Annotated in this window: 15 protein-coding genes; 9 read left to right on the top strand and 6 right to left on the bottom strand. The window is 35.4% G+C overall.

Features of this window, described 5'->3' with window-relative positions; translation table 11 throughout:
• Position 1: 1 nt before the first annotated feature.
• On the bottom strand, positions 2–3,409 hold the full coding sequence (gene ileS, locus ACTF54_RS01830) for an isoleucine--tRNA ligase (protein ID WP_438968596.1): 3,408 nt from the start codon (positions 3,407–3,409) through the stop codon (positions 2–4).
• 107 nt (positions 3,410–3,516) lie between these two features.
• Positions 3,517–4,311 carry a DUF2797 domain-containing protein gene (locus ACTF54_RS01825; protein ID WP_438968595.1) on the bottom strand — a complete coding sequence of 265 codons (795 nt, stop codon included), beginning with the start codon at positions 4,309–4,311 and terminating at the stop codon, positions 3,517–3,519.
• 68 nt (positions 4,312–4,379) lie between these two features.
• Between ACTF54_RS01825 and ACTF54_RS01820 the strand changes: the two genes are divergently transcribed.
• The 4 genes from ACTF54_RS01820 to ACTF54_RS01805 all read left to right on the top strand — a co-directional run bounded on the left by ACTF54_RS01820 (position 4,380) and on the right by ACTF54_RS01805 (position 10,241).
• Positions 4,380–5,912, top strand: a complete 1,533-nt coding sequence (locus tag ACTF54_RS01820) for a GH3 auxin-responsive promoter family protein (RefSeq protein WP_347196423.1) — start codon at positions 4,380–4,382, stop codon at positions 5,910–5,912.
• A gap of 100 nt (positions 5,913–6,012) precedes the next feature.
• Positions 6,013–6,933, top strand: a complete 921-nt coding sequence (locus ACTF54_RS01815; RefSeq protein ID WP_347196424.1) for a PfkB family carbohydrate kinase — start codon at positions 6,013–6,015, stop codon at positions 6,931–6,933.
• Between the two features lie 69 nt (positions 6,934–7,002).
• Positions 7,003–8,901 (top strand): amidophosphoribosyltransferase, encoded by a 1,899-nt coding sequence (locus ACTF54_RS01810; protein ID WP_347196425.1) that lies wholly within the window; start codon positions 7,003–7,005, stop codon positions 8,899–8,901.
• Positions 8,902–8,990: 89 nt separating this feature from the next.
• Positions 8,991–10,241: a hypothetical protein gene (locus ACTF54_RS01805; RefSeq protein WP_438968594.1), complete on the top strand. Its 1,251-nt coding sequence runs from the start codon at positions 8,991–8,993 to the stop codon at positions 10,239–10,241.
• A gap of 88 nt (positions 10,242–10,329) precedes the next feature.
• On the opposite strand, the gene ACTF54_RS01800 is transcribed toward ACTF54_RS01805, so the two are convergent.
• Complete coding sequence (locus ACTF54_RS01800; RefSeq protein WP_347196427.1) at positions 10,330–10,938, bottom strand: superoxide dismutase; 609 nt, start codon at positions 10,936–10,938, stop codon at positions 10,330–10,332.
• A 190-nt stretch (positions 10,939–11,128) separates the two neighbouring features.
• Here ACTF54_RS01800 and ACTF54_RS01795 point away from each other — a divergent pair, with 190 nt between their 5' ends.
• From ACTF54_RS01795 to ACTF54_RS01775, 5 genes are all read left to right on the top strand, one after another.
• Positions 11,129–14,281, top strand: coding sequence for a UvrD-helicase domain-containing protein (locus ACTF54_RS01795; RefSeq protein WP_438968593.1), 3,153 nt, complete (start codon positions 11,129–11,131; stop codon positions 14,279–14,281).
• Between the two features lie 41 nt (positions 14,282–14,322).
• The gene (gene kbl, locus ACTF54_RS01790; protein ID WP_438968592.1) at positions 14,323–15,516 is read left to right on the top strand and encodes a glycine C-acetyltransferase; all 1,194 of its coding nucleotides are present in this window, start codon (positions 14,323–14,325) and stop codon (positions 15,514–15,516) included.
• Between the two features lie 114 nt (positions 15,517–15,630).
• Positions 15,631–16,998, top strand: coding sequence for an OmpA family protein (locus ACTF54_RS01785; protein ID WP_347196430.1), 1,368 nt, complete (start codon positions 15,631–15,633; stop codon positions 16,996–16,998).
• 113 nt (positions 16,999–17,111) lie between these two features.
• Positions 17,112–17,546 carry a hypothetical protein gene (locus ACTF54_RS01780; RefSeq protein ID WP_438968591.1) on the top strand — a complete coding sequence of 145 codons (435 nt, stop codon included), beginning with the start codon at positions 17,112–17,114 and terminating at the stop codon, positions 17,544–17,546.
• Between the two features lie 478 nt (positions 17,547–18,024).
• Entirely contained in the window at positions 18,025–18,210 is a 186-nt protein-coding gene (locus ACTF54_RS01775) for a hypothetical protein (RefSeq protein ID WP_347202033.1), read from the top strand.
• Positions 18,211–18,479: 269 nt separating this feature from the next.
• On the opposite strand, the gene ACTF54_RS01770 is transcribed toward ACTF54_RS01775, so the two are convergent.
• The 3 genes from ACTF54_RS01770 to ACTF54_RS01760 all read right to left on the bottom strand — a co-directional run bounded on the left by ACTF54_RS01770 (position 18,480) and on the right by ACTF54_RS01760 (position 20,136).
• Entirely contained in the window at positions 18,480–19,061 is a 582-nt protein-coding gene (locus ACTF54_RS01770) for a fasciclin domain-containing protein (RefSeq protein ID WP_347202034.1), read from the bottom strand.
• A gap of 260 nt (positions 19,062–19,321) precedes the next feature.
• On the bottom strand, positions 19,322–19,720 hold the full coding sequence (locus ACTF54_RS01765) for a hypothetical protein (RefSeq protein WP_347202035.1): 399 nt from the start codon (positions 19,718–19,720) through the stop codon (positions 19,322–19,324).
• Between the two features lie 2 nt (positions 19,721–19,722).
• Positions 19,723–20,136 carry a GTPase gene (locus ACTF54_RS01760; protein WP_347202036.1) on the bottom strand — a complete coding sequence of 138 codons (414 nt, stop codon included), beginning with the start codon at positions 20,134–20,136 and terminating at the stop codon, positions 19,723–19,725.
• Positions 20,137–20,138 lie beyond the last annotated feature (2 nt).

Genomic DNA, 20,138 nt, shown 5'->3' with positions numbered 1-20,138 from the left:
CTTATATTTTAGTAACCATAATAGCGGTTGCAATATCGTCAAATTCAATTATCGTACCGTTATCAACAAGTTGTGTTATCGTTAAGCGATCAGCAAGCGTTTCATCCTTGATATATTGCTCATTTGCTTTAAGAGCATCGTCCATATCTTTATGAGATGCGATCTCAATATGAATACGGTCGGTTACCTCGAGCCCAGAATCTTTTCTTATGTTTTGAATGCGATTTACTAGCTCTCTTGAAATCCCTTCCTGTTTAAGTTCTGGCGATATGGTTACATCGAGTGCAACGGTAATACCTGATTGGTTTGCTACTAACCATCCTTCTATGTCTGAAGATGTAACCTCTACATCTTCAAGGGTCAAGATAATACGATTACCATTTATTTCAACTTCTTTTTGACCAGTTTTTTCTAACAAAGTGATGTCTTCTTGTTGAAAACTTTTGATCTTTCCAGCTATTTGTCCCATCGCTTTACCAAAGCGTGGTCCTAAAGCTTTAAAATTAGGTTTAATTTCTTTTACAAGAATGCCACTAGCGTCATCTATCAGCTCGATTTCTTTTACGTTAACTTCACTTTTTACAAGATCAGCAATTGCTTCTATTTGAGCCTTATCACCAGCGTCTAAAACTGGGATCATAATGCGCTGCAATGGCTGGCGCACTTTAATACTTTCCTTTTTACGTAAGGATAAAGTAAGACTAGATATTACTTGAGCTTTATGCATTTTCTCTTCCAGCGCTGCATCGATTAACGACTCATCTACCTTAGGGAAAGTAGATAAGTGAACACTTTCACTTGCATTGCTTTCACAAACACTGGTTAAATCTCTATACAGTTGATCCATAAAGAATGGAGCGATAGGAGCGCCTAACTGTGCAACAGTTTTTAAACAGGTGTATAAAGTCTGGTACGCGGCAATTTTATCTTGCTCATAACTTCCTTTCCAGAAACGCCTTCTACACAATCGCACGTACCAGTTACTCAGGTTTTCAGTTACAAACGTGGTAATTGCGCGAGCGGCCTTTGTAGGCTCATAATCTTCATAAAATACTGTAGTTTCTTTTATCAGTGTGTTCAATTCTGATAAAATCCAGCGGTCTATTTCTGGCCTTTCTTCTAATGAAATATCTGCTTCTTGATAAGTAAATCCATCTACATTTGCATACAAACTGAAGAATGAATAAGTGTTGTAAAGTGTTCCAAAAAACTTGCGTTGCACCTCAGTTATTCCGTCTGTATCAAATTTGAGGTTGTCCCAAGGGTTTGCGTTGCTTACCATGTACCAGCGCGTTGCATCTGCTCCATAATTGCTTAGCGTTTCAAAAGGATCTACTCCATTACCTAGACGTTTAGACATCTTCTGTCCGTTTTTATCGAGCACAAGACCGTTAGAAACTACATTTTTGTACGCCACGTCGTCGCTTATCATAGTAGCAATAGCATGAAGTGTATAGAACCATCCACGAGTTTGATCCACACCTTCGGCAATGAAATCTGCCTTGCGCAGGCCGCTTTCTACCGCTTCTTTATTTTCAAAAGGGTAGTGCCATTGGGAATAAGGCATAGAACCAGAATCAAACCAAACGTCTATCAAATCTGCCTCACGAGTTAGTTTTTCTCCCGTTTTACCTACTAGATAAATTTGATCCACCACATTTTTATGAAGGTCTACTAGATCATAGTTTTCTTCACTCATATCACCAGACTTAAATCCAGCAAACGGATTAGAAGTCATGAATCCAGCGGCGATGGATTTCTCAATTTCGTTAGTAAGTTCTTCTATAGAACCTATGATTATTTCTTCAGTTCCAGTCTCGTTTCTCCATATAGGAAGTGGGATACCCCAGAAACGGGAACGCGATAAATTCCAGTCGTTTGCATTTGCCAGCCAGTTACCAAATCTTCCTTCTCCGGTAGATTTAGGTTTCCAGTTGATGGACTGGTTGAGTTCATGCATTCTATCTTTGAACTCAGTAACTTTTATGAACCAACTATCTAGCGGATAGTATAATACAGGTTTATCAGTTCTCCAGCAATGCGGATAACTGTGTACATATTTTTCTACCTTAAAGGCACGATTCTTTTCTTTAAGATCTATCGCAATGTCTACATCTACAGAGCGTTCTGGAGCCTCACCATCAGCAAAATATTCGTTTTTCACATATTTCCCACCTACTTCAGGAAGTTCATCTCTAAATTTTCCTTGTAGCGTCACTAGTGGCACTGGATTCTGATTTTCATCTAACACCAGCATTGGTGGAATAGGTGGAACAGCTTGTTTAGCAACGAGCGCATCATCTGCTCCGAAAGTAGGAGATGTGTGCACTATCCCTGTTCCATCTTCAGTCGTTACAAAATCTCCTGCGATAACTCTATATGCATCTTGTGCATTCTCAAACGGTTGTGCATAAGGTAATAGCTGCTCGTATCTTAAATTTACCAGATCAGTTCCTTTACAAGAACCTAATAACTGATAAGGGATCTTTTTATCTCCTAGTTGGTATTTTAGTTTCGCTTTCGTGAAAGCGTCACCTTCTAACAGCTCATACTTCTTACCAAACTGGTAGCTCACTAATTTCTCAGCAAGGATTACCTGCATAGGTTCACCAGTGTATTGATTAAAAGTTTCTACAAGAACATAATCAATTTTAGGACCGACAGTAAGAGCTGTGTTGGACGGTAATGTCCATGGAGTAGTCGTCCAAGCAAGGAAAAATACCTCACCACTAGTTTCAAATGGTAATTTTGATGGATCTTCTACTTTAAATTGTGCTGTTACTGTCGTATCTGTAACATCTTGATAGGTTCCAGGCTGGTTCAACTCGTGCGAGCTTAATCCAGTTCCTGCTGCAGGAGAGTAAGGTTGTATGGTGTAGCCTTTATAAAGCAAATCTTTAGAGTAGATTTCTTTTAACAACCACCATACAGACTCCATGTATTTTGATTTGTAAGTAATGTATGGATCTTCCATATCTACCCAATAACCCATATCATCTGTAAGTTTGCTCCAGATATCGGTATATTTTAATACCGCATCTTTACAAGCTTGATTGTAATCTTCTACAGATATTTTTGTACCTATATCTTCCTTAGTAATTCCTAGTGCTTTTTCCACACCTAGTTCTACAGGAAGACCGTGCGTGTCCCATCCTGCTTTACGATTCACTTGATAACCTTGTTGAGTCTTAAAACGACAGAATAAATCCTTAATCGTACGTCCCATAACGTGGTGAATACCAGGTAAGCCATTTGCAGATGGTGGTCCTTCAAAGAAAATAAAAGGTTCATTTCCTTCACGAGTCGTCATGGACTTGTTGAAAATATCGTTTTCCTTCCAGAAGTTTTTGATGCGTTCATCTATTTCTGGTAAGTTCAATCCTTTGTATTCGTTGAATTTATTACTCATTGCACTAGTGTTTTATGGGGTGCAAAAGTAGGGAAAATTATGTTTCTATTACATGGGAAATCAGCTGTCTTGCTAAAGATAAACTATGGTCTGCTGATACAAAAAAATCACTCTACTTCAATCTCCAGCACAAAACCTTCATGGCTTCTTAGATTCATTACTTTACCATCTTCAAAGATCAGGTATTGTCCTTTTATTCCTTTCAGCTTTCCTGAATGCTCGGTTGTTTTTGCAAGATTGACGCTTGTTACCTTTTCTGGATATTGAAGAACTGGAAAATTGATTTCCCATTCCTTTTCATTATCGAGGATGTATTCTTGTGCTTCTTTAGGTATGTATGGTAGTAAGCTTTCGCGAAAGCGTAACAAATCAACATCTTCAATGCTATTAGTAAGCATTTTACGCCAGTTGGTTTTATCTGCTACGTGATCTTTTAGGGCAACCTCTGCAATACCAGCAAGATAACGATTAGGTGTTTCTAAAATTGCGATCGCTTCATGTGCGCCTTGATCGATCCATCTAGTCGGAACTTGCGTTTTGCGAGTCACACCTACTTTTATATTACTACTGTTTGCTAGATAAACGATATGGGGTTTAAGTTGTACTTTCTTCTCGTATTCTAGATCACGATCTTCTTCATCTAGATGGGCACGGCTCAATTCTGGTTTCATGATCCAGTCTCCAGCCTGCGGTGATGCAGTAAAACAATCATAACAAAATCCCTGACGCCATATTTTCTTATCTAGACTACAATTTAAACATTCATTACCTACATGCTTTAAAGAAACGTTCTTATCGAGTAGCTGATTGATATGCAAAAAATTATCTGGAAATACCAGATAGTATTGAACCGTTTCTTGAAGTTCAGTTTGCATTTTTCTAATCGTGCCAGTAATGATCATTTTAGGAACTTTAAATATTATCGAAGTATCTTTGAGATGGTAAAAATACCAATTAGGATTTTTAAAATATGGGAAATGCTTTAATCAATTCTGTAGTCTCTTGGTTTCTTAAGAAGCGCATCCATGATATGGAGCTTTTTATGAAGCATCCACAAGAATTACAGAATAATATTTTACAAGATCTAGTTTATTATGCAAGACATACTGAGGTAGGTAAAAGATATGGTTTTGATTCTATAAAATCCTATCGCGATTTTGCAGATCGAGTTCCTGTTTCTGAATATGCAGAAATTCAATCTTCTATACAGAGGTCTAGAAATGGTGAAGGAAATATATTCTGGCCTAGTGATATCAAATGGTATGCAATGAGTAGTGGTACCACTAATGCGCGCAGTAAATTTATACCAGTAAGCCAGCAATCTCTAGAAGATTGCCATTATGCAGCGGCAAAAGATTTGCTATGTATGTTTTTGAATAATAATCCAGATTCTAAAATTTTCAAAGGAAAAGGATTGCGATTAGGTGGCAGTAATGTGCTTGATAAAAAATCTGGGACAGTTGCCGGAGATTTGAGTAGTATTTTAATAGATAACATGCCTTTCTGGGCAGATTACAGTTCTACACCAGGAAATGAAGTCGCTCTTATGGCAAATTGGGAAACCAAAATGCCAGCTATCGTAAAAGAAACAATTCAAGAAAATGTCACTAGTCTCGCTGGTGTTCCTTCATGGATGATGATTTTATTGAATAATGTATTAGAAACCACAGCAAAGGGAAATGTTCTAGAGGTATGGCCACACATGGAAGTTTTTTTTCATGGTGGTGTTAGTTTTGATCCTTATGTAGAACAATATCAAAAGCTGCTTCCTAACGATAGAATAAAGTATTACGAGACCTATAATGCTAGTGAAGGTTTCTTTGCAATTCAAGATACCAACGATAGTAAAGAATTGCTATTAATGCTGGATTATGGGATTTTCTATGAGTTTATAGGTATGAAGACATACGGTACGCCCGATGAAAAAATCATACCATTAGATGAAGTAGAACTAGGTGAGAATTATGCCATTATCATTACTACTAATGCTGGATTATGGCGATATAAAATAGGCGATACAGTAAGGTTTACTTCTAAAAACCCTTATCGTATTAAGGTAACTGGTCGCACAAAACATCATATAAATGTATTCGGTGAAGAGTTGATCATTGAAAACGCTGAGGCTGCGCTTAAGAAAACCATTTCAGAAATCGCTTGTTCTATTAAAGATTATACGGTTGCACCTGTTTTTATGGACGGTAAAGAAAAAGGAGCACATGAATGGATGATAGAATTTGATACGCAACCGGATGATGTATCCGCTTTTGCAAAAGCGCTAGACCAAAATCTTCAAAGAGAGAATAGTGATTATGAAGCAAAAAGAGCCAACAATATTACCCTTACAGAGTTAAGAATTCACAATGCAAAACCAGATCTGTTTTATAATTGGTTGAAGCAAAAAAACAAACTAGGTGGTCAGCATAAGATTCCAAGGTTGAGTAATTCTAGAGATTATATGGAAGAGTTGTTGCAAATTAATAAAGTAATGGCTTCAAAAAGCTAGCAATCGATAATTTGTTTAGAATAAAAAACGAGTCGTAAAGCGACTCGTTAAACCTTATTTGAAAAGGTATTTAATACGTATTTTTGCAAAAATTTTTTACATGAGCAAATTAGTAGTGGTAGGAACAGTAGCATTTGATGCGATTGAAACTCCTTTTGGTAAAACCGATAAAATTTTAGGAGGTGCGGCGACCTTTATAGGGTTGAGTGCCTCTCATTTCAATACAGAAGTAGGACTAGTAAGTGTAGTAGGTGGAGATTTTCCTCAGGAATATTTAGACATGCTTACTAATCGTGGTATGAATATAGAAGGTATCGAGGTTGTGAAAGATGGTAAAACATTTTACTGGTCTGGAAAGTACCATAACGATATGAATACTCGTGATACACTCGCTACAGAGCTTAATGTCCTTGCAGATTTTAATCCTGTTGTACCAGAATCATTTAAAGATGCTGAGGTAGTGATGTTAGGAAACTTACATCCAGCAGTACAATTAGGAGTGATTGAACAAACACCTAAAGCAAAGCTTATTGTATTAGATACCATGAACTTCTGGATGGATAGTGCATTAGATATGTTACATCAGGTTATTGCTAAAGTAGATGTTATAACAATTAATGATGAAGAAGCTAGACAGTTGTCTGGTGAATATTCTCTAGTTGCAGCGGCACGTAAGATTCATGAAATGGGTCCTAAATATGTGGTAATTAAAAAAGGAGAACATGGTGCATTACTGTTTCATAATGGCGATATCTTTTTTGCGCCGGCATTACCATTAGAAGAAGTGTTTGACCCAACAGGTGCAGGAGATACATTTGCTGGTGGATTTGCAGGTTTCCTTGCAGCAAGTGGTGATTACTCTTTTGATAACATGAAACGTGCTATTATCTATGGATCTAATTTTGCTTCATTTGCAGTAGAGAAATTCGGAACAGAGCGTATGCAAACAATTACTAATGAAGAGATCACAACGCGTTTAGAGCAATTTAAAGCGTTAACAAAATTTGAAATAAACAATTAATAAAAACTATCAAAAAGCCTCAAAAATTACTTGGGGCTTTTTTATTTTTATCATCTTATAATTTCCATCATGAGCGATCAGTTAAAACACGAGTGCGGTATTGCACTTATCCGTCTTCTTAAACCATTAGAATTTTATAAGGAGAAATACGGAACAGCGTTTTATGGCATCAATAAAATGTATTTGATGATGGAAAAACAGCACAACCGCGGTCAGGATGGTGCTGGATTTGCAAGTATCAAACTAGACGTGAAACCAGGACAACGTTACATCTCTAGAGTACGTAGTAATGCTGCACAACCTATTCAAGATATTTTTGCTCAAATTAATGAGCGCATCAATACCGAGTTGACTGAAAAACCAGAAATCAAGGAAGACGTAGCTGCTCAAAAAGAAAACATACCTTATATAGGAGAATTATTAATGGGTCATGTACGTTATGGCACTTTTGGAAAGAATAGTATAGAGTCTGTTCATCCATTTTTGAGACAGAACAACTGGATGCATCGCAACCTGATCATGGCAGGTAATTTTAACATGACTAATGTGTTCAAGCTTTTTAACAAGCTAGTAGAATTAGGGCAGCATCCTAAAGATATGGCTGACACGGTAACCGTCATGGAAAAAGTAGGCCATTTTCAAGATCGTCAAGTTAGTAAATTATATAAAAAATTTAAATCTAAAGGACTATCTAAAATTGAGGCCAGTCCAAAGATTGCAGAAGAAATAGATGTTGCAAAAATCTTACGCAAAAGTGCTAGAGATTGGGATGGTGGTTATGCGATGGGTGGATTAATGGGGCATGGGGACGCCTTTTTGTTGCGCGATCCAGCAGGAATACGTCCAGCTTACTATTATCAAGATGATGAAGTAGTGGTAGTAGCTAGTGAACGACCAGTAATACAAACGGCATTTAACGCTCCATTTGATCAAGTTAAAGAGCTAAATCCAGGTAAAGCCATTATCATCAAGAAAAACGGTACGGTTACTTTAGAGCAAATATCTAAACCTTTAGAACGTAAGGCGTGTTCGTTTGAACGAATTTATTTTTCTCGTGGTAGTGATGCAGAGATCTACCAAGAACGCAAGATGTTAGGAAAATTATTGTTTCCTAAGATCTTAAAAAGTATTGATAACGATATTGACAATACGGTATTCTCTTATATTCCTAACACCGCCGAAACTTCTTTCTACGGTATGGTAGAAGAAGGTCATAATGTACTTAACCAGCAAAAGAAAGATTTTATACTCGCTGGGAATGGTAAACTGACGGCAGAACAGGTGGAAAATACGCTTTCGCGAAAGCTAAGAACCGAAAAAATTGCTATAAAAGATGCAAAGCTACGTACGTTCATAACAGAAGACTCTTCTCGTGACGATCTAGTAGCCCATGTTTACGATGTAACTTATGGCGTTGTAAAGCCAGAAGATAATCTTGTTATTATAGATGATTCTATTGTAAGAGGAACAACATTAAAAAAGTCCATTCTTAAAATGATGGATCGTTTGAATCCTAAGAAAATCGTTGTTGTTTCCAGTGCACCACAAATACGTTACCCAGATTGTTATGGAATTGACATGGCTCGATTAGAAGGGTTAGTTGCTTTTAGAGCAGCTCTTGCTTTACATAAAGATCGTAATACTTATGAAACCGTAGAGCTTATTTACAAAAAATGTAAGCTACAAACCGAGATGGAAGATGCTCAAGTCGTTAATCACGTGAAAGAATTGTACGATCCTTTTACAGATCAAGAAATATCTGATAAGATAGGAGAACTGCTTTCTGATGAAGATATTAATGCCGAGGTAAAAGTAATTTATCAAACTGTTGACGATCTTCACAAAGCCTGTCCTAAAAATTTAGGGGACTGGTATTTTACTGGTAATTACCCTACTGATGGTGGTAATCGAGTAGTGAACCGCGCTTACATCAATTTCTTTGAAGGAAATGATCAAAGAGCCTATTGATTGCTTAAGGTGTATGAATTATAATTTTGTAAATCTAAGCAGTCATAAATAAACATATTCAAATTACATTTACAAAAAAATTACTAATAATGAAAACAAAATTATTTTTATTGGTCTTATGCATGGTTACGGCTGTAAACGCTCAACGAGTAAAATCTGAAACTGCAACTTATGAAACTGTTCGACTACCTTTAGAACCGCTTCAAGGAGCAGTAGCAGGTTATAATTTTAAAGTTTCTACTCCATATCCGGAAGATAATAGTGCGTTAGAACGATATGCTCAAGAAAAGTTTGCTAACGAGCAAGCAGGTTACGACGATTTAGTAGCAGAATCTAAACTTCTTTATGAAGAAGCATTAGTACAATACGAGCAAGATGTAGAAATAGCAAGAGAAAATTTTAAACTAGAAAGTGCAGAATTCAAAAAGCTCAGTTTTGTAGAAAGAATGGCGTTAGCTGACAAAAAGCCGACTTTAAAATTGCCACGCAAACCTATTTATCGCAAACCAGCTGAACCTCGTTATGTAAAACCTAACCTTTCAAATTCAATCGTTTTTAATGGCGATGTGCTAGCAGATTCTTATTTAAGATTAGACGGTTATGATCAAACCGATCAAAATGGACTAGAAGGACAAATTACGTTTTACGATTTTGAAAAATTGGACATTATTACCGAGGTGAAACAAGAAAGCTACTATAATAAAAGCGCAAAGAAAACAGTGAACCGTAATGTTACCTATTATGTAACTCAATATAAGAGACCTACAGAATTAATTCTTACATATGGAGGCGAGACTTTACATTCAGGTATGTTTGAAAATACTGGAGAATTTACTTATTACAGCGATAAAGTGCGTCCTAATATGTTTAACATAGAGAAGCAAAGTATCAGTAATACCTTACAAGACATTAATGTTTATATCAATAATTTATATGGTATCACTTCTATAACGAATAATGTAGAGGTACATTATGTGAAAAATAAAAACGGTGAATATGATGATCTAGAAAATGCAAAAGACATGGCGCTAGCGGGATACGCAAATTTTGACATCGACAGTGATAACGATGATTTGCGTGATGCGGTAGATTTATGGGAAACAGCTATGGAAGAATCTAATGTAGAAGATCGTAGAGCTAGAATTGATAAAGGAGTTACTGAAGCGATCCTTTTTAATCTTGTAGAAGCAAATATCGCTCTAAAAGATATGGTAAATGCTCAAAATTACCTTACTATGTTAAAGAAGATGAGTTTAAATTACCGTGAAAAACAACTAGTTGAAAAGTATGAAAATCAATTGAACGAGATCAATACAAGATTACAAGCAAATGGTATGTAAATGATTATTTTGTAATTTTTGAATCATAAAAAGCCTCAAAGTCTAATTGTAGAATTTGAGGCTTTTTCTTTTAGAGCTATTTTGAATATTACTTCCCTTCAGCATATCTTCTTGAAACTTCTTCCCAATTAATTACATTAAAGAAAGCTTCCACATAATCAGGGCGTCTGTTTTGGTAATTTAAGTAATATGCGTGTTCCCAAACGTCAAGACCTAAAATAGGAGTTCCACCACAGCCTATTTCTGGCATCAATGGGTTATCTTGATTTGCAGTACCGCATACATCTAGTTTTCCACCTTCATGAACACATAACCATGCCCATCCAGAACCAAATTGTCCTTTTGCAGCATCGCTAAATTTATCTTTAAAAGAATCAAAAGAACCAAAAGATGAGGTAATAGCATCTGCTAATTCACCACTTGGGTGCCCGCCACCATCAGGAGACATCACATCCCAAAAAAGTTTGTGATTATAGAAACCACCACCGTTATTTCTAACCGCTTTGTTGTGCATGTCTAGATTCATAAGAATATTCTCGATAGTTTTACCTTCAAGATCAGTTCCAGAAACAGCATCATTTAATTTATTAGTATACCCTTGATGATGCTTGTTATAATGAATATCCATCGTTTTTGCGTCGATGTGAGGTTCTAAAGCAGCATTATCATAGTTTCTCTTAGGTAATTCAAAAGCCATTATATATAGTTTTTAATTAGTTATTTTAAAACATAAAATTAGGTACAAAAAGAGGATTGTTAAAATTATCCACGTTATATTATCCTTAAAGTGTTAAAAATCATTATAAATGCCTAGTAAAGTTAAAAAGCTACTAATGTATCCATCTTAACCATATCAATTTTTAAATACAGGAAGCTTATATTTGAATATGGCTCAATCACCGACTACTTTTTACAGTGCTAGCGCAGGATCTGGAAAAACATACACGCTTGCACGAGATTATTTAACACTGCTTTTTAAGAATGAATATTCTAATGGATATCGTAAAATTCTAGCGGTAACCTTTACAAATAAAGCAGTAGGAGAAATGAAGGAGCGTATTTTAGAATACCTTCACAAATTTACCTTTGAAGAATTAGATGCATCTGTTATAGCAATTGCAGCACATATTAAACAAGAGGCAGGTTTAAATGATGAACAGTTTAAAAAGAAAGCGCAGGCTATTTTTAACCAGTTATTACACGATTATTCTGCATTTGATATTGTAACGATAGACTCTTTTAACCACCGTATTTTAAGAACCTTTGCAAAGGATATCGATCTTCCAGATAATTTTGAGGTAGAACTGGACAGCAAACGATTAATTTCAAAAGCCATTCACAACCTTATTGCTCGTGCTGGAAAAGACAATAAATTAACACAATTATTAGTAGATTTCTCTTTGCTCAAAATTGAAGAAGGGAAAAGCTGGGACATTGAGTACGACCTTCAAGATATCGCAAAGCTTATCCTTAACGAAAATCATTATCCTTTTCTGAAACAATTAAAGGAAAAAGAGGTAGAAGATTTTTTACGCTTTCGCGAAAGCTTATATAAAAACATCAATGTTGAGCAAAAAGAGCTTACTGAGAAGGCACAAAACCTTGTCGCATCATTGCAAAGTAATGGTATTAACGTTACTGATTTTAAAGGTGGTTCAAGAAGTATATTCAATACTGTGATAAAAGTGTCAAATGAAGATTTTTCAGTAGGGTTAGAAACAGCTTCTGTTAGAGATTTAATAGCAGGAGATCTTTATCCTAAAGGGAAATCTCAAGAAATAAAAGATCGAATAGATCAAATTGCCAGCGTCATTCAAGAATTTGGAATTCAGTATAAAGAGCAAATGGGCACAGTACTTTTCTATAAAAATATAGCCAGCAGCCTTACACCATTATCTCTACTTAACGAGTTGCTTCATGAGATTGATCAAATTAAAATTACTGAGCAAATAGTTCCTATCTATGAATTCAACGCTTTACTTGCCGAACAAATAAAAGACCAGCCAGCACCATTTATTTATGAACGATTAGGTGAGCGATACCGTCATTATTTTATTGACGAGTTTCAAGACACCAGTCGTATGCAATGGGAAAATTTATCACCACTCATAGAAAATGAACTTCTACAGCAACGTGAAAATCAACAAAGAGGTTCGTTAATGCTCGTGGGCGATGCAAAGCAATCTATTTATAGATTCCGTGGTGGCGATGCAGATCAGTTTCTAAGACTTCTTGCTGTTCCAGATCTATTTATGCTGCCTAAAAAAGAGGAGACACTAGAATTTAACTGGCGCAGTTATGATAATATTATCCATTTTAATAATGATTTTTTTAGTGTTTACGGAGATCATTTAAATAGTGATGTTTATAAAACGCTTTACAAAAAGTATTTAGAACAAAAAACAAGATCAAAAGATGGTGGTTACATACAAATAGATCTTATAGCAAAAGATTTTGAAGCACCTTATGAAAATGAGGATTACTCAACTGTATATCCTTATCATGTATATCAGCAGGTTTTAAAAGCACAGGAAAGTGGTTTTGCATTGGGTGAAATTTGTGTTTTGGTTAGAGCTAATAAAGAAGGTCATGAGATTGCAAAATATTTGGTAGAACAACAAATGAGAGTAGTTTCTGGCGACAGTTTGTTGGTCTATGCATCACATAAGGTTCAGTTATTGATCTCTTTGATGAAAATGATACAGGCGCCAGATCAACAGCAGCTTAGATTTGAGTTTTTAATAGCTTACACAAAAGTCTTTAAGATAACAGACATTCATTCTTTTGTTGCATTACATTTAAAAGTAAGCTTGCTAGAATTAGGGAAAAACTTATTGAATTGGTTAGAAGAAGATTTAAGTTCCGCTTTCGCGAAAGCGGCATTGTTTCCAGCTACTGAACGTGTTGCAGATTCTTTAGGTTTGTTTCAAGAGCAAGACACAAGACTTCAGTCTTTCATGGAATTTCTATTTGAATATTCTACTGGTTATGAAGTGTCTCTTTCTGGATTTATTGAACATTGGGAATTAAAAATGGATAAATTAAGCGTCCCAGCAGCGGCAGATGCAGATGCAGTTCAAATAATGACTATTCATAAATCAAAAGGACTGGAATTTCCGGTTGTTATTGTTCCACATTGTGATAAAAAATTAGACGATGCAAGAAATCCAACTGGATGGGTTCCTGTAGATGAACAAGATTATGAAGGTTTTGATCAGGTCTTCATCGGTTTGAAAAAAGAAAATGAATTCTATCCTGGTGTCGCTCCAGAGGTATATGAGCGGCATCTAGGTAAAGCGCAAATGGACCAGATTAATACTTTATATGTTGCTTTTACAAGAGCGAGAGAGCAATTGTACGTAAGTGCCATAGAATCAGAAGGGAAAACACCTAATTATGCGTCGCTGTTAAAAGATTTTATAACTAATAAAGCACTGCATCCACAGCAAGAAGATGGCTATCAATCTGCACAGATAGGTGAAAGCCATAGAAGGTCTGAAAAGTCTGAAACAGAAGAAAACGAAATGTTAGAGGAATATAAGCTTCATCTAGACTTTGATCGATTAACTATTTCTACTAGAAAAGGAATGCTTTGGGCAAGTGGTGTTAGTGAGGCCATTCAAAAAGGAAATGTATTACATGAGTATCTTTCTTTGATTCAGTTTACAACAGATTTTGAAAAAGTTAAAAAGAAAATTAATCGAGATTTCTCTTTGTCTAAAAAAGAACAGGATGAAATGATAACGACTATTTCAAAACTTATTCATCATCCTGATTTGATACCTTATTATAAAAAAGGAATTCAAGTGCTTAATGAACAGCCTATTTTGTTACCATCAGGAAGACGGCTTATTCCTGATCGTGTGGTGATTAGTGACGAAAGTGCTACTGTAATCGATTATAAAACTGGTGCTGTTCTAGATAAACATAAAAGTCAACTAAACGAATACGCAAATTTATTAGATTCTATGGGTAGGTCCGTTTCTGAGAAATTACTGATATACACGGACACCTTAGAAATCGTTAAATGGAAAGGATAACCGCAATATGCTTGTTATCTTTGTAAAATAAAAATACTACTATGTACGGATCAATTAAAGAACACCTACAAAAAGAACTAGCTGAAATTAAAGAAGCTGGACTATATAAGAAGGAACGCATTATTACATCTCCGCAAGATGCTGTGATTACACTAGATGATGGATCTGAAGTAATTAATTTTTGTGCTAATAATTATTTGGGTCTTTCTTCTCATCCAGAAGTTATTAAAGCAGCAAAGGATACGCTTGATTCTCATGGTTTTGGAATGAGTTCTGTGCGTTTTATTTGTGGTACTCAAGATATTCATAAAGAACTAGAGCAAAAGCTGGCAGAATTTTATGGTTGTGAGGATACTATCTTATACGCTGCTTGTTTTGATGCTAATGGTGGTGTGTTTGAACCTCTATTAGGTAAAGAAGATGCAATTATTTCTGATTCTTTAAATCACGCATCTATTATTGACGGAGTGCGATTGTGTAAAGCTGGTCGTTACCGTTATGCAACTGCAGACATGGACGATCTAGAGAAGCAATTACAGCAAGCAAGTGCTGATGGTGCACGATATAAATTGATTGTTACAGATGGTGTGTTTTCTATGGATGGTTTGCTAGCGCCACTTGATAAAATCTGTGATCTAGCAGATAAGTATGATGCACTAGTCATGGTAGATGAATGTCATGCAGCTGGATTCTTAGGAGATACAGGTCGTGGAACATTAGAAGCAAAAGGTGTTTTAGGAAGAGTAGATATCGTAACAGGTACTTTAGGAAAAGCTTTAGGTGGTGCTATGGGTGGATACACTTGTGCAAATAAGGAGGTTATTGAGATCTTAAGACAACGCTCAAGACCTTATTTGTTTAGTAATTCATTAGCTCCTTCTATAGTAGGTGCATCTATAAAAGCATTAGAATTAATTGATGAAAGCACAGAGTTGATTGATAAAGTGCAAACCAACACTGCTTTTTTCAAAAAAGGTATGCAAGATTTAGGTTTTGATATTGTTGATGGAGAAAGTGCAATCGTACCAGTGATGTTATACGATGCAAAATTATCTCAGCAAATGGCAGATATGCTTCTTGAAGAAGGCATTTATGTAATAGGCTTCTTTTATCCAGTAGTTCCTAAGGAAAAAGCTAGAATAAGGGTTCAATTGAGTGCTGCACATTCACAAAAACACTTAGAAAAAGCTATCGCTTCTTTCGAGAAAATCGGAAAAAAATTAGGTGTTATCTAAAATTAACAAAAAATAAACAGTAAAAGATGCTTTTTTAGACAAATTTATTGCTCAGATACTTGTAGTATACGAGGAACAGTTTAATTTTGCTAAGTGTTAAATAAAAAACCCAACATGAAAAATATTTTTAAATTATTAGTTGCTGGTGCAATATTACTTTCTGCCAGTACAAGTTTTGCCCAGGATTCAGATAATCGCTGGAGTTTTGCAGTCGGAATTAACGCTATCGATCCTTATCCAGTAGGAGAAGAGGATAGTGGCTTAGGTGGCTATTTTGATGAATTCTTCAATATAGATCATTACAATATATTACCAGCGCCGTCTAGGTTTGAAGTAGGCTACTATGTTGGTGATGGTATTGTCGCTACTGGTGCATTTTCTGTAAATACAATTGATACTGCTGGTGATAATAAAATCGATGATTTGACTTATTACTCCTTAGATGCAGGTTTAAGATATAATCTTGCAGAGTTGTGGAACGGAGAAACAATAAGTCCTTTTCTAGGAGTTGGCGGTTCTTACCAACTATTAGAAGATGAAGGTTTTGGTACATTCAATGGTACTTTTGGTCTAGACATTAAAATAGTTGATAATATTTATGCAAATATTCAAACTACTTATAAGCATGCATTTGAAGATGCTTTTCCAAAGCACTTTCAGCATACTGCAGGTCTTAAGTTTACTTGGGGTGCGGTTGATACTGATGGAGATGGCGTTGTTGATTCTAAGGATGTTTGTCCAACGGTCCCTGGTTTAGAAGAATTTATGGGTTGTCCTGATACAGATAAAGATGGTATCGAGGATTCTAAGGATGGTTGTCCAAATGTTTATGGACCAGCTGAAACTAATGGCTGTCCAGACAGTGATGGAGATACTGTTCTAGATAAAGATGACAAATGTCCAGAAACTGCTGGTCTTGTTGCTTTAATGGGTTGTCCTGATGCTGACGGTGATGGCGTTGCTGATGGTGATGATAATTGTCCTAATGAAGTAGGTCCTGCTTCTAGACAAGGTTGTCCAATTAAGGATAGAGATAATGATGGCGTAGAGGATGATATGGACAAATGTCCAGACGTTGCAGGTATTGCAGAGTTAAATGGTTGTCCAAGACCAGTCGCTCCACCTACAGAAGTACAAGCTCAGTTAAATGAATATGCTAAAACTATTTTATTTAACACAGGAAATGCTTCTATACAAAAGCAATCAGAGCAAACTCTTGCAGATATTACTGTGATTTTGAATAAATATCCACAAGCTAAATTCTCTATTGATGGTCATACAGATAGTGTTGGTTCTGAATCTTCTAACCAAAGACTTTCTGAAGCTCGTGCTCTTTCAGTAAAAGATTATTTAGTTAAAAATGGTATTGACGAATTCCGTTTAAGCTCTAAAGGTTATGGAGAGTCAAATCCAGTAGCTTCTAATAAAACAAGAGCTGGTAAAGCTCAAAACAGACGTGTAGAGATTAACTTAGTGAAGTAAGTAATCTTATTACGTTTAAAGTAATAAAAAGTTAGGCCACTCTGAAAAGAGTGGCTTTTTTTATTTTGATAATGTCATGTCCTAAAACAGCGATACACTAAAATCTTAGTGTAATGGAAACACCTACAAACATTAGTTATATAAAACGTACCCCAAAGGACTACTCGCTTTCTTTTAAGCTTCAAGTAGTAGAAGAAATCGAATCAGGACAACTCGATAGGTTGCATGCTGATTTTAAATATGGTGTTCAGGCTAGGTCAACTATTACAGCAATGCTTCGTAAATATAGTGCCTTTGTTTGGGAAAACTTATCCATTGTAAGCATGTTTAACACATCTGAACAGAAAAGTATAGAGCTAGAGGCAAAAGTTAAGTTGCTTGAAAAGCAGAAAGCAAGAGCAGCATATCTAACAGAACGAGCAGATAAGAAAGTGATTGTTTTTGATATGCTGTTTGATCTGGCAGAAAAGGAATATGACATCGAGATCAGAAAAAATTACAAGCCCGAGTTATCGAAAACTTCAAAGAAGAACATAAAGAAACAATAGTTTCTTCCTGTAACTACTTGTGCTTAATAGACAGGCCTATTATCGAGATTTAAAAAAAAGAGCTGGTAATTAATATACCGCAAAAAAGTTATTGCCTTAGTTAATGATATACGTTGTGTAATGGGTAGAATGGGAACTAGAAAACTATATGACAAACTGCAAAAACAACTCTCTGAATTAAACGTAGGAAGAGATAAACTTTTTAGAATACTTAGAGCAAATCATATGCTTATAAAACCTAAACAAAGCTATCATATAACAACTGATTCTCATCCTAGGTTTAGGAAGTATAAGAACATAGTCAGCTTTACGGATATAAACAGACCGGAACAGTTATGGGTAAGTGTTATTACCTATATCGGAAACAGAAAGAACTCATCTTATATAGCATTGATAACAGACGCCTATTCAAAAAAAGATAGTCGGTTAAAATGTATCTCAAAGTCTAGCAGTAGAAGGCTCACTTCAAGCATAAGAAATGGCACTTATCAATGGAAAGTATAAAGATCAGCCATTTATTTATCACTCTGACAACGGACTTCAGTATTGCTCTAATGAGTATCAGGCTTTGCTAGATAGAATTAACATTAGACTAAGTATGACAAAAGAAAATGACCCTTATCAAAATGCTATTGCAGAGAGAATCAATCGTGTCTTGAAATAAGAATTCTTTATTATTATGAACAGCCAAAACATAAAGCTAAAGAAAACACTCGTTCAGAAACCTATTGAAATATATACCTCATTCATTCCACACCTCTCTAATCATATGCCTACACCTAATCAAATGCACAAACAGAATCAACTAACAAGAAAAACGTATAAATCAAAAAATCTCAATGAAGTTAGCTTCATTGAGATTTAAATAATAGATTTAATCCTTTAATAATCTGTATCGGTTATTTAGGACTAGACAAATGTTTAAAAGGGAAATTACATTTTAGGAAGTAGCACTGTATCAATTACATGAATAACTCCATTTGATTGATTTACATCTGCAATTGTTACAGTAGACATTCCACCGTTGACATCTGTAATCATTACTTTACCATTTTTTAGGGATAATGTAATGTCAGATCCAGCTACTGTTTTTACAGTTGCTTTTCCGTCGTTCTTTTTAATTAATGCAATAACATCTCCGGCATTAAATTTTCCAGCGATTACGTGGTACGTTAAAACACCTTGTAAAGCTTCTTTATTTTCTGGTTTTAATAAAGTACCTACTGTTCCTGAAGGTAATTTTTCAAATGCTGCATTTGTTGGTGCAAATACTGTAAAAGGACCTTCTCCAGATAAAACATCTACTAATCCTGCTGCTTTTACTGCTGCAACTAGTGTAGTATGATCTTTTGAATTTACAGCATTTTCAATGATATTTTTTGAAGGATACATTTCTGCTCCACCTACCATTACTGTTTTTTCTTTCTTCATTTTGCTATCTTGAGCAAATGTAGATTGTCCAACAAAAAGTGCAACTGCTACTAACGCGATACTTAAAATTCTTGATTTTTTCATAATAAGGTGTTTTTTAGTTTATGATTCATACACATATACTAGTTAAGTGTAGTTTTGGTTTCAGAACTAACCTGTTTTAACCTCGTATTAACTAGAATTCCCTTTTTTTGGGAAAGTTTGTGATAAACGCTGTAAATAGCCGTTTTGTGTGTTAATAATCAGTAAATATTAGCTTTAAGCGCTTATTAGTCAATTAATTAAAGAATTAAAATAAGGGTTTATGTACTAGATTATAAGATGATAACTACTAAATTGTACAGTTATTTGAGCAGAAACCCCTCTTTTTCTAAAACCGGTAAGTTGGTAAAATTCTTTTCGTGAATAGTGTTAGGAGCGGCCATAAAAGTGGCGTCATATAATGTAGATCCTATAAAATAAGTTACCGTAAATTCATTTAGGAAAGGAAAAACTTCTTCCATGATTAGTTCTACCTTAATTGCTGTGTTTCCTAGAACAACAGGAAATGCATGTCTAAATGTACTTGTTTTACGACCATCACGATGCTTACCGCGTGTCATTACCATTACAGAGTCTAGCGTTTCATTGCTGTTGTTAATTAAATAAATGATCCAATCGTGGGATGTAAAATCTTCATTCCACTCTTTAACCACCGCAATGTGAACGTCTTTTACTTCTGGGAAAACAAGGTCTTTTTTCATACTTAAAACTTATTTTGAATTTTTAAGATCAAAGCTTCCACACTTTCAATTGCTTTCATTTCTTCAGCACTCAAAAATATATCCATACCAGAGTTGGTTCCAAAACCGTCATTGTAATCCTGTACTTCATCAGATGTACTCAAAATAATAGGGTAACTGTATTTAGGCAGCCATTTGGACCAGTATTGCTTTTCAAACTCATCTTTATGAAGGAATTCTAACTGTAGAGCAGGATGAGTTTGTTTCATGCTTTCGCGAAAGCGAGACCACAATTCCTTTTCTTTAAAAACTCCAAATGTAAGATCACACAAATGACAGTCATAAGTTGCTGGACTTATCATTTTATGTGCGCTATCCATGAGCGAGTTGATCGTTCCAGAGTTTGCGTTGTAAACAAAAATGAGTTTAGAGATCAAAA

It is taken from the genome of Nonlabens sp. (assembly GCF_965657255.1).
Classification (GTDB): Bacteria; Bacteroidota; Bacteroidia; order Flavobacteriales; family Flavobacteriaceae; genus Nonlabens.
Note: the sequence above shows the minus strand (reverse complement) of the source record. Positions and strands in the feature narration are given on the sequence as shown.

Coding starts and splice junctions, on each gene's coding strand:
- ACTF54_RS01810 (WP_347196425.1), top strand. CDS start 7,003: ATGAGCGATCAGTTAAAACACGAGTGCGGTATTGCACTTATCCGTCTT.
- ACTF54_RS01775 (WP_347202033.1), top strand. CDS start 18,025: ATGGCACTTATCAATGGAAAGTATAAAGATCAGCCATTTATTTATCAC.
- ACTF54_RS01820 (WP_347196423.1), top strand. CDS start 4,380: ATGGGAAATGCTTTAATCAATTCTGTAGTCTCTTGGTTTCTTAAGAAG.
- ACTF54_RS01785 (WP_347196430.1), top strand. CDS start 15,631: ATGAAAAATATTTTTAAATTATTAGTTGCTGGTGCAATATTACTTTCT.
- ACTF54_RS01795 (WP_438968593.1), top strand. CDS start 11,129: ATGGCTCAATCACCGACTACTTTTTACAGTGCTAGCGCAGGATCTGGA.
- ACTF54_RS01825 (WP_438968595.1), bottom strand. CDS start 4,311: ATGATCATTACTGGCACGATTAGAAAAATGCAAACTGAACTTCAAGAA.
- ACTF54_RS01765 (WP_347202035.1), bottom strand. CDS start 19,720: ATGAAAAAAGACCTTGTTTTCCCAGAAGTAAAAGACGTTCACATTGCG.
- ileS (WP_438968596.1), bottom strand. CDS start 3,409: ATGAGTAATAAATTCAACGAATACAAAGGATTGAACTTACCAGAAATA.
- ACTF54_RS01800 (WP_347196427.1), bottom strand. CDS start 10,938: ATGGCTTTTGAATTACCTAAGAGAAACTATGATAATGCTGCTTTAGAA.
- ACTF54_RS01770 (WP_347202034.1), bottom strand. CDS start 19,061: ATGAAAAAATCAAGAATTTTAAGTATCGCGTTAGTAGCAGTTGCACTT.
- ACTF54_RS01780 (WP_438968591.1), top strand. CDS start 17,112: ATGGAAACACCTACAAACATTAGTTATATAAAACGTACCCCAAAGGAC.
- kbl (WP_438968592.1), top strand. CDS start 14,323: ATGTACGGATCAATTAAAGAACACCTACAAAAAGAACTAGCTGAAATT.
- ACTF54_RS01815 (WP_347196424.1), top strand. CDS start 6,013: ATGAGCAAATTAGTAGTGGTAGGAACAGTAGCATTTGATGCGATTGAA.
- ACTF54_RS01805 (WP_438968594.1), top strand. CDS start 8,991: ATGAAAACAAAATTATTTTTATTGGTCTTATGCATGGTTACGGCTGTA.